Source organism: Halomonas urmiana, assembly GCF_005780185.1.
GTDB classification, from domain to species: Bacteria; Pseudomonadota; Gammaproteobacteria; order Pseudomonadales; family Halomonadaceae; genus Halomonas; species Halomonas urmiana.
The window spans coordinates 1-242 of sequence record NZ_VBUI01000118.1; the positions used below are offsets into that span (position 1 = coordinate 1).

At 58.3% G+C, this 242-nt stretch carries 1 protein-coding gene; it reads left to right on the plus strand.

The annotated features are described in order from the left end of the window. The coding region (locus tag FEI13_RS19000; protein ID WP_138183035.1) for a hypothetical protein at window positions 1-242 on the plus strand (242 nt) is incomplete at both ends.

Below are 242 nucleotides of genomic sequence, written 5' to 3' on the forward strand. Positions count from 1 at the left end.
CCAGGCGTGTTCTTCGAACACGACAAGGGCAAGACGCACAGCTCGGGCAAGTTGCTGTTCTCCGCCCGCATCATTCCTTACCGTGGTTCGTGGCTGGACTTCGAATTCGATCCGAAGGACATCCTGTACTTCCGCGTGGACCGTCGTCGCAAGATGCCCGTCACCACGCTGCTCAAGGCCATTGGCCTGAACCCCGAGTCGATCCTGGCGAACTTCTTCGTCAACGACAACTTCCGCCTGAT